We start from the raw sequence: 9,210 nt of genomic DNA on the forward strand, positions 1-9,210 counted from the left end.
GTCTGCCGGCCGTGAGGCGAGTCAGAAACCGTTGATGTAGGCGAAGGACATGCGAAAGGTCCGGCGTAGAGGGTAAGACCCCCGTAGCCGAAACATTGACGGCTTGCTTGAGAGACACCCAAGTAGCACGGGGCCCGAGAAATCCCGTGTGAATCTGGCGGGACCACCCGTTAAGCCTAAATATTCCCTGGTGACCGATAGCGGATAGTACCGTGAGGGAATGGTGAAAAGTACCGCGGGAGCGGAGTGAAATAGTACCTGAAACCGTGTGCCTACAAGCCGTGGGAGCGTCGCTGTATGTGCTTGCACATGCAGTCGTGACTGCGTGCCTTTTGAAGAATGAGCCTGCGAGTTTGCGGTGTGTTGCGAGGTTAACCCGTGTGGGGAAGCCGTAGCGAAAGCGAGTCCGAACAGGGCGGTTTTAGTAGCACGCTCAAGACCCGAAGCGGAGTGATCTAGCCATGGGCAGGTTGAAGCGGAGGTAAGACTTCGTGGAGGACCGAACCCACCAGGGTTGAAAACCTGGGGGATGACCTGTGGTTAGGGGTGAAAGGCCAATCAAACTCCGTGATAGCTGGTTCTCCCCGAAATGCATTTAGGTGCAGCGTAATAGGCCGAGGGCTTGTCCTCAGTTGCTCGCGTCCACTGTGTTTGTTCTGAAATAACGAACGGCTGTGTTGTCACCGGTTGTTCAGAATTTCATAGTGTTTCGGTGGTCATTGCGTTAGGGAAACGCCCGGTTACATTCCGAACCCGGAAGCTAAGCCTTTCAGCGCCGATGGTACTGCAGGGGGGACCCTGTGGGAGAGTAGGACGCCGCCGAACAATCATTCCGGGAGAGCCCCGCACCTCATGGTGCGGGGCTCTTCTGCGTTCACCACCCAGATCCAGGACCCGGTCATGCCGGCCGCGGCCGGTCGTCTCCGCCCCTGTGGCCCCGGCGGGTGACATCGGAGCCAAAAAATCTTGGGCAATGATGTCGAGAACCTGTGGTTGGCTCCGTCCCCGTAGTGAACGCGACCAAGATGGGTCGCAGCCGCATCAGTACCGAGGAGAGACACCATGGCCAAGTACCTGCTGCTCAAGCACTACCGAGGCGCCCCGACCCCCGCCAACGACGTGCCCATGGACCAGTGGACGCCGGAGGAGATCTCGGCCCACATGCAGTACATGCACGACTTCGCGGCCCGGTTGGAAGGGACCGGTGAGTTCGTCGACGGACAGGCGCTCGCCCCCGAGGGGGCATGGGTCCGCTACGACGGGGAAGGGCGGCCCCCGGTCACCGACGGGCCGTTCGCCGAGACCAAGGACCTCATCGCCGGCTGGATGGTGATCGACGTCGACAGCTACGAGCGTGCCGTCGAGCTGGCCGGGGAACTGTCGGCCGCTCCCGGGGCCGGCGGAAAGCCGATCCACGAGTGGCTCGAGGTGCGTCCGTTCCTGGCCGCGCCGCCCACCATCGCGGAGTGACCACATCGATGAACGAGGTCCTGCTCCGGAGCCTCACACCGAACGTGCTCGGAATCCTCGTCCGCCGCGGAGCCGACTTCGCGGCGGCCGAGGACGCCGTACAGGACGCGCTGGTCGAAGCGGTCCGGGTCTGGCCGACCGATCCGCCGCGGGATCCGAAGGGCTGGCTGATCACCGTGGCCTGGCGCCGGTTCCTCGACGCGAGCCGGGCGGACGCGGCCCGCCGCCGACGTGAGGACCTGGTCGACGAGGAACCGGCGCCCGGCCCCGCACCCGCGGCGGACGACACGCTCCAGCTCTACTTCCTGTGCGCCCACCCGTCACTGACGCCGTCCTCTGCGGTCGCCCTCACCCTGCGCGCCGTCGGCGGACTGACCACCCGCCAGATCGCCCAGGCATACCTGGTGCCCGAGGCAACCATGGCGCAGCGCATCAGCCGGGCCAAGCGCACCGTCTCCGGCGTACGGCTCGACCGGCCCGGCGATGTCGCCACCGTGCTGCGCGTCCTCTACCTGGTCTTCAACGAGGGCTACTCCGGCGACATCGACCTCGCCGCCGAGGCGATCCGGCTCACCAGGCAGCTCGCGGCCGCGATCGACCACCCCGAGGTGGCGGGGCTGCTCGCCCTCATGCTGCTCCACCACGCCAGACGTGCCGCCCGGACCGCGTCCGACGGCAGCCTGGTGCCGCTCGCCGAGCAGGACCGCGGCCGATGGGACATCGGCTTGATCGTCGAAGGCGTCGAGATCCTGCAGGCGGCCCTCGCCCGTGACCGACTGGGCGAGTTCCAGGCCCAGGCCGCCATCGCGGCGCTCCACGCCGACGCGCCCAGGGCCGAGGAGACCGACTGGGTACAGATCGTCGAGTGGTACGACGAGCTCGTACGCCTGACCGACAATCCGATCGTCAGGCTCAACCGTGCGGTGGCCGTCGGAGAGGCCGACGGACCGCGTGCGGGGCTGGCGGCTCTCGCGGCGCTGGACGACTCGCTGCCCCGTTACACCGCGGTGGCGGCGTACCTCCACGAGCGCGACGGCGATCCGGTGACGGCGGCACGGCTGTACGTTGAGGCCGCCCGGAAAGCCCCCGACCTCGCCGAACGGGACCACCTGACACGCCGGGCCGCCCGCCTCAACACTCACCACCGGCGCTGATGGGACGGGCCCGGCCCCTCTCGCGGCCGCATGGCGTGGCTCAGAGCCGCCCGGCCCCCTTGAGAGCGAGATAGGCGTCGGCGAGGGCCGGGGCGAGATCGTCCGGAGTGGCGTCCACCACCACGGCGCCGTGGCGCTGCAACCGCTCCGCGGTACGCAGTCGACCCGCCCTGTCCCGGGCGCCCGCGGCGGCCTCGTAGACCGCGTCCACCGTGCCCCTGGCCTTCGCCATCCGCTCGACATGGGGATCCGCCACGGAAGCCACCAGCACCGTGTGGCGCTGGGTCAGACGGCGCAGCACGGGAAGCAGACCCTCTTCCACGGGGGCGGCGTCCAGACCGGTCAGCAGCACGACCAGGGAACGGCGGGGCGCGCCGGCGAGGACAGCGGCGCTGAGGCCCCGGGCATCGGTTTCCACGAGGGCCGGCTCGACGGGGGCCAGGGCGTTCACCATGGCCGACAGGACCTCGCCCGCCGACCGGCCCTGGACCTGCGCGCGGACCCGGCGGTCGTAGGCGAGCAGGTCCACGCGGTCGCCCGCACGGGTGGCGAGCGCCGTGAGCAGCAGGGCCGCGTCCAGGGAAGCGTCGAGGCGGGGCACGTCACCGACCCGTCCCGCCGAAGTGCGGCCGGTGTCCAGGACGATGAGGATGTGGCGGTCCCGTTCGGGGCGCCACGTGCGCACCGCCACGGCGGACTGGCGTGCCGTGGCCCGCCAGTCGATGGACCGGGTGTCGTCGCCGGGCACGTACGCGCGCAGGCTGTCGAACTCCGTTCCGTCGCCGCGGGTGAGCACGCTGGTGCGGCCGTCCAGTTCACGGAGCCTGGAGAGCCGGGACGGCAGGTGCTTCCTGCTCGTGAAAGGAGGAAGCACCCGCACCGTCCAGGGGACCTGGTGATGTCCCTGGCGGGCGGCGAGCCCCAGCGGGCCGAACGAGCGGACGGTGACGCGCTCGGCACGGCGATCGCCCCGCCGGGTGGGCTTCAGGAACGTGGTCAGCCGACGGCGTTCCCCCGTCGGGACCGTCAGCCTGTGCCGGGAGGCGGCCTGCTCCGTCCCCGCGGACCAACTGCTGGGGGGCCAGGCGTCACGGAGGTGTGCCCGTAGTCGGCGGCGGGAAGGGTTGGTCACGGTGAGTTGCACCTCGGCGGTCTCGCCGAGTCGAACGTTCGTGTCACCGGATCGGGTGAACTGGAGCGTTCGCACTGGTGCAGCCAGGACGTAGTCGCACAGAATTGCGAGAGAGAGCGGTGCGTTGACCGCGAGCAGGCCGGTCCAGCTCGGGGCCAGGATGCCTACGGGGAGTGACCCCAGGGCGGCCAGCAGGGCGGTACGTCCGGTGAGCGCCACGGTCACCGCCTCATCGGGGTACGGGGACGTGGGCGAGGACCGAGGTGATGACGGAGTCGGGGGTGACCCCCTCCATCTCCGCCTCGGGCCGCAGTTGAACGCGGTGGCGGAGCGTGGGGAGTGCCAGGGCCTTCACATCGTCCGGGATGACGTAGTCACGGCCGGTGAGCCAGGCCCAGGCGCGGGCGGTCGACAGCAGTGCGGTGGCACCTCGGGGGGAGACGCCGAGGGCGAGCGAGGGGGATTCACGCGTGGCACGACAGATATCGACGACATAGCCGGCGATCTCGGGAGAGACCTTGGTCCGGGCGACCGCGTCACGGGCGGCCTCGAGGTCGGCCGGACCCGCGACGGGGCGTATGCCCGCCGACTTGAGGTCGCGCGGATCGAAGCCGTCTGAATGCCGGATGAGGACGTCGACCTCGTCCTCCCGTGAGGGGAGCGGCACCGTCAGTTTGAGCAGGAAGCGGTCCAGCTGGGCTTCGGGAAGCGGGTAGGTGCCCTCGTACTCGACGGGGTTCTGCGTGGCGGCGACGAGGAAGGGGTCGGGCAGCGGCCGAGGGGTTCCGTCGACGGTGACCTGGCGCTCCTCCATGGCTTCCAGGAGGGAGGACTGCGTCTTGGGAGGGGTGCGGTTGATCTCGTCGGCGAGAAGCAGGTTGGTGAAGACGGGACCGGGCTGGAAGGAGAACTCCGCTGTGCGGGCGTCGTAGACCAGTGAGCCGGTGACATCGCTGGGCATCAGGTCGGGGGTGAACTGGACGCGCTTGGTGTCGAGTTCGAGCGAGGCGGCGAGGGCCCGGACCAGGAGGGTCTTGGCCACGCCGGGCACGCCTTCGAGCAGGACGTGGCCCCGGCAGAGCAGGGCGACGACGAGCCCGGTGACCGCGGGATCCTGGCCGACCACGGCCTTGGCGATCTCGGAACGCAGTGCTTCCAGGGCTGCGCGGGCCGTGTCGCCGTTCCCGGTGGTCTCGGGGGTGCCGGCGGGCACCGGGGGCGGGGCGCTCATGACGTGCGTACCTCTCTTTCGAGGGTGTCGAGTTGGTCTGCCAGGCGGACGAGGGCGGCGTCGTCGGCCGGAACGGGGCCGAAGAGCAGCGCCTGGATGCTGTCGTCGGTGGTGCCGAGGCGGGCGGAAAGAGCGGGGACGAGCACCGAGGGGGAGTGGGCGTCGCGGGAGGGGACGCCGATGAGCGGGGCGATACGGGCACGGGACGCGGTGCGCAGCGAGTCGGCGGCGCGGTCACGGGCGTTCGCCCTGCGGTAGAGGCGGGCCCGGCCCTCGGTGGATTCGGAGGCACGGATGGCCACGGGCAGCCGCTCGGCCACCAGGGGGCCCAGGCGGCGGGCGCGCCAGACGGCGGCGAGCACGGCGGCCAGGGCCAGCTGGAGCGTGCCCCACAGCCAGCCCCGCGGGATCAGGTCGGTGAAGCTGCGGCCGTCACCGGCTCCATCGCCGCCGTCGCCGACGGCGGAGGTATCGGCGAGCGAGGGGAGGTACCAGACCAGATGAGGACGGGAACCGAGGAGTTGCAGGGCCAGGGAGGCGTTGCCCCGGTTGGCGAGCCGGTCGTTGCGAAGGAGGTCGGGGGAGCCGAGGAGCACGGTGTCACCGGCGCCCCGCTCGACCAGGAGCAGGGTCGGAAGGCCATTGCTCGGGAAGCAGGAGGTGGTGGCGGAACCGCCCGCGATGTAGCGGAAGCCCCCTGTTTCGACATCGCCCGCGGCGCGGGCGGCGGGCAGCGGGCATTCGGGGTCGCGGGGGACCACGGAGCCGGCGGACTCGGCGCCGACACCGGGCACCAGCGTACTCACGGAGGAAGGGCCCGCCGCGAGGAGGACGGTGCGGCCCGCCGAGTCCTCGGCCGCAGCGCGGAGCCTGTCCTGTTGCTCCGGGGCCAGCAGGTCGGGGGAGGTGACGAGCAGCGTGGTGTCGGGGCCCAGCCGGGCCGTGGCCTCGCGGAGCGTGGTGGCCACCTGGACGGAGACCCCGCGGTCCTTGAGGAGTTCGGCGACGGCCCGGCTGCCGTACCGGTCGGCGGAGCGGGGGTCGAGGCGGCCGTGCTGGTCGCCGGAGCGCACGCTCGCCAGGACGATCGCGGCGACGACGAGCAGAAGGAGGGCGAGCAGGAGACCGCGGACGCGAACCCAGACCTGGCGGGGGGTGAGGGATGCCGAGGTGGCGGCGGTGGCTCGGGTCATTCGGCCGCTCCCCGGGTTGCGGCCGTCAGGACGGGCTTGGCGGTTTCGAGCGCGAGGTCCAGGTCCCGCACGTCCAGGTACGCCCGCTCGTCGGCGGCGCGGCCGCCGTACGTGACGTCGTCGAACTCCCTGGCGGCGGCACGGAGCCGCGTCGCGTGCGCGGGCAGTGAACGGCCCGCCTCCGCGGCGGCCTCGTCGGCGGTGCGTCCGGGGCGGGGGGCCAGCAGGGCGCGTTCCTCCAGGGAACGGACGAGGGCGCGCATGCGCTCCTGGACCGCCTCGTTCCAGCGATGGGCGGCCGCGTGCGCCTCCGCGGCCTTCCGGTGTTCGGCCGCGCTGCGGGGGCCTTCCTCGAAGAGGGCCTCCGCGGAACGCACGACGGGACGCGGTGTCCCGAGCCGCCACCAGAGCGCGCCGAGCAGGCCGATGACGACCAGCACGAGCACGACGAGGCCGAGCGGGCCGCCCGGTGCGGCGCCGGACGCCGCGCCCAGGAGGTCGCCGATCCAGTCCCAGAGCCGGTCGAGGCCGCGCTGGAGGAGGTTGGGATCGTTCTCGTGGTACATCGGCTTGGACAGTTCGCGCTCGGCGGCCTCCCGGGCGGGAACCCGTGGGGTGTCCACGGGTATGTCGCCGCTCGCGCGGATCAGTGACCGTACTGCTGTGATGCCCCCCGCTCCCGACACGGCATCAGTTCCCGGTGTCGTATCCGGGCAGGCCCGCCGCCCGGCCGAGTTCGAGGTCGAGTGCCTCGCGGCGGATGCGCTGATCGATGTAGAGCAGGGCCATCACACCGGCGGAGAGCGGATAGGTGATCGTCGAGATGACCACTTCGCCGATGCCGGAGACGATGAGGAAGGGCCAGCCGAAGTCCATGGACCCGTCCGTGAGGACGGAGCCGATCCCGCCGCCGTCCACGGCCATCGCGATGACGCCGAACGGGATGGCGACGATGATGGACACGATGAACGTCAGCAGCCAGGTGAGGGCCAGGACGCCGAAGGTCCGCCACCAGGCGCCCCCGACGAGCTTCGCGGAACGGCGCATGGAGGCGGCGATCGACTGCCGCTCCAGCATCAGGGCCGGGGAGGCGAGGCTGAAGCGGACCATCAGCCAGATGGTGACGGCGGACGAGGCCAGGAAACCGATGAGGGCCAGTGCCGCGCCGGCGGCGGAGCCGATCAGGAGACCCGGCAGGATGCCGACCGTCAGGATGGCGGCGCTGATCAGGGCCAGCAGCAGGGTCAGCCCCAGCAGCTGAGCGAGCCGGGGCCGGGCCTCCGCCCACGCCTCGGCGAGCGTCACCGGGCGCCCCAGCACCGAGCGGCTGATCACCACGGTCAGCACGGAGGTCGTGATCAGCGTGGCGATCATGCCGATCAGCACGGAGGGCAGGCTGCTGATCAGCGCCGACTGTGCCGAGTCGGCGGCCTGCCGCAGCGCCTCCGGCCCGGTGGCGTCCGGATCGATCTCCACGGGGTCCGGCAGCAGGAAGCGCTGTACGAGGATGATCGCGATCTGGGCGATCACGGACACGGTGAGGGTGATGCCGAGGACCGTGCGCCAGTGGGCGCGCATGGTGGAGACCGCACCGTCGAGGATCTCGCCGACGCCGAGGGGGCGGAGCGGGATGACACCGGGCTTGGCCGCGGCGGGCGGCTGCCCCCAGCCGGGGCCGTACGGTCCGCCGCCCGGACCGGGACCCGGGCCTCCGGCACCCCGGCCGACGGCGGGAGGAGGCGTGTGGGGACCTGCGCCGGGAGCGCTCGGTGGGGACCACTGCCCTGCGGGCGGCTGGGTGGAGGACCAGTTGCCTCCCTGGCCGCTGCCGTCGGCGGGCTCGGAAGGCCGGGGGACGTTCGCGCCCTGGCCCTCGGAGGGGGCGGATCCGGGCGAGGCCCAGCCCGGAGTGTCGTTCATTCTCGCTCCTTCACGGTCCTGACCGCTCATCGGGGCAGCAGGTTGGCAGCCATCGTGCCACGCGATGCCCCGCCGTGGACCGGGCGCTCCATCTCCTTCGTACCTTCATCCGCAGGGGCCTCACCGGGCAGACTGGGCGAATGGCTGATCAGGACGAGCAATCGGCGGCGGGCATCGAGTCCCCCGCACCTTCCGTACTCCGCTGGGCCGAGCCTCCGGAAGGACCTGTGCTGGTGCTCCTCGACCAGACCCGCCTGCCGGTGGAGGAGGTCGAGCTGGGCTGCACCGATGTGCCCGAGCTGGTGCGGGCGATCCGGACGCTGGCGGTGCGCGGCGCCCCGTTGCTGGGCATCGCGGGGGCCTACGGGGTCGCGCTCGCGGCCGCGCGGGGCGACGACGTCGAGCGGGCCGCGGAGCTGCTGGAGCGGGCGCGCCCCACCGCGGTGAACCTCGGGTACGGGGTGCGGCGGGCCGCCGGGGCGTACCGCAGGGCCGTCGGGAAGGGCGCGGACCGGGAGCGGGCCGCGGCGGCGGTGCTGGCCGAGGCCAGGGCGCTGCACCGGGAGGACGCCGAGGCCAGCGGGCGCATGGCCCGGTACGGCCTCGTCCTGCTGGACGAGCTGCTGCCCGGCGGGGACGGGCACCGGCTGCTGACGCACTGCAACACGGGGGCGCTCGTCTCGGGCGGTGAGGGCACCGCCTTCGCCGTGGCGCTCGGGGCGCACCGGCAGGGGCGGCTGAGGCGGCTGTGGGTGGACGAGACACGTCCGCTGCTGCAGGGGGCCAGGTTGACCGCGTACGAGGCGGCGCGCAACGGCATGCCGTACGACCTGCTCACGGACAATGCCGCGGGTTCGCTGTTCGCCGCGGGGGAGGTGGACGCCGTGCTCATCGGGGCGGACCGCATCGCCGCGGACGGGTCGGTGGCGAACAAGGTGGGGAGCTACCCGCTGGCGGTGCTCGCCAAGTACCACCACGTGCCGTTCATCGTGGTGGCGCCGACCACGACCGCCGACCTGCACACCCCGGACGGTGCGTCGATCGTCGTGGAGCAGCGGTCGGCGAACGAAGTGACGGAGTTCACATCGCCGGGGGCGCGAGGGGTGGACG

8 protein-coding genes and 1 other annotated feature are annotated in these 9,210 nt (G+C 71.4%); of the genes, 3 read left to right on the forward strand and 5 right to left on the reverse strand.

The window, feature by feature from the left end:
- Positions 1-851 (forward strand) — a sequence feature (most likely nonfunctional fraction of RNA operon).
- Between the two features lie 211 nt (positions 852-1,062).
- Together EAO76_RS21755 and EAO76_RS21760 are read left to right on the forward strand one after the other, a co-directional pair.
- On the forward strand, positions 1,063-1,470 hold the full coding sequence (locus tag EAO76_RS21755) for a YciI family protein (protein ID WP_148837637.1): 408 nt from the start codon (positions 1,063-1,065) through the stop codon (positions 1,468-1,470).
- Between the two features lie 8 nt (positions 1,471-1,478).
- Entirely contained in the window at positions 1,479-2,624 is a 1,146-nt protein-coding gene (locus tag EAO76_RS21760; protein ID WP_148837675.1) for an RNA polymerase sigma factor, read from the forward strand.
- Positions 2,625-2,664: 40 nt separating this feature from the next.
- Here the strand turns inward: EAO76_RS21760 and EAO76_RS21765 are convergent, their stop codons facing one another.
- Genes EAO76_RS21765 through EAO76_RS21785 form a run of 5 tightly spaced genes read right to left on the reverse strand, consistent with a single transcriptional unit; the run spans position 2,665 to position 8,100 of the window.
- On the reverse strand, positions 2,665-3,975 hold the full coding sequence (locus EAO76_RS21765) for a DUF58 domain-containing protein (RefSeq protein WP_148837638.1): 1,311 nt from the start codon (positions 3,973-3,975) through the stop codon (positions 2,665-2,667).
- Positions 3,976-3,985: 10 nt separating this feature from the next.
- On the reverse strand, positions 3,986-4,987 hold the full coding sequence (locus EAO76_RS21770; RefSeq protein WP_148837639.1) for a MoxR family ATPase: 1,002 nt from the start codon (positions 4,985-4,987) through the stop codon (positions 3,986-3,988).
- Positions 4,984-6,180, reverse strand: coding sequence for a DUF4350 domain-containing protein (locus tag EAO76_RS21775; protein ID WP_148837640.1), 1,197 nt, complete (start codon positions 6,178-6,180; stop codon positions 4,984-4,986). Before EAO76_RS21775 ends, EAO76_RS21770 begins: the two co-directional genes overlap by 4 nt.
- Complete coding sequence (locus EAO76_RS21780) at positions 6,177-6,866, reverse strand: DUF4129 domain-containing protein (protein WP_148837641.1); 690 nt, start codon at positions 6,864-6,866, stop codon at positions 6,177-6,179. The genes EAO76_RS21775 and EAO76_RS21780 overlap by 4 nt, the downstream gene beginning before the upstream one ends.
- Before the next feature lie 4 nt (positions 6,867-6,870).
- The gene (locus tag EAO76_RS21785; protein ID WP_148837642.1) at positions 6,871-8,100 is read right to left on the reverse strand and encodes a hypothetical protein; all 1,230 of its coding nucleotides are present in this window, start codon (positions 8,098-8,100) and stop codon (positions 6,871-6,873) included.
- A 140-nt stretch (positions 8,101-8,240) separates the two neighbouring features.
- Here EAO76_RS21785 and mtnA point away from each other — a divergent pair.
- On the forward strand, positions 8,241-9,210 hold a 970-nt coding region (gene mtnA / locus EAO76_RS21790; protein WP_148837676.1), incomplete at its 3' end, for an S-methyl-5-thioribose-1-phosphate isomerase.

The organism is Streptomyces sp. sk2.1, assembly GCF_008120935.1.
Lineage (GTDB): Bacteria > Actinomycetota > Actinomycetes > Streptomycetales > Streptomycetaceae > Streptomyces.

What these genes read in the sequence shown, in the direction of transcription:
- EAO76_RS21760 (WP_148837675.1), top strand. Translation starts at nt 1,479, where the DNA reads ATGAACGAGGTCCTGCTCCGGAGCCTCACACCGAACGTGCTCGGAATC.
- EAO76_RS21785 (WP_148837642.1), bottom strand. Translation starts at nt 8,100, where the DNA reads ATGAACGACACTCCGGGCTGGGCCTCGCCCGGATCCGCCCCCTCCGAG.
- EAO76_RS21755 (WP_148837637.1), top strand. Translation starts at nt 1,063, where the DNA reads ATGGCCAAGTACCTGCTGCTCAAGCACTACCGAGGCGCCCCGACCCCC.
- EAO76_RS21775 (WP_148837640.1), bottom strand. Translation starts at nt 6,180, where the DNA reads ATGACCCGAGCCACCGCCGCCACCTCGGCATCCCTCACCCCCCGCCAG.
- EAO76_RS21770 (WP_148837639.1), bottom strand. Translation starts at nt 4,987, where the DNA reads ATGAGCGCCCCGCCCCCGGTGCCCGCCGGCACCCCCGAGACCACCGGG.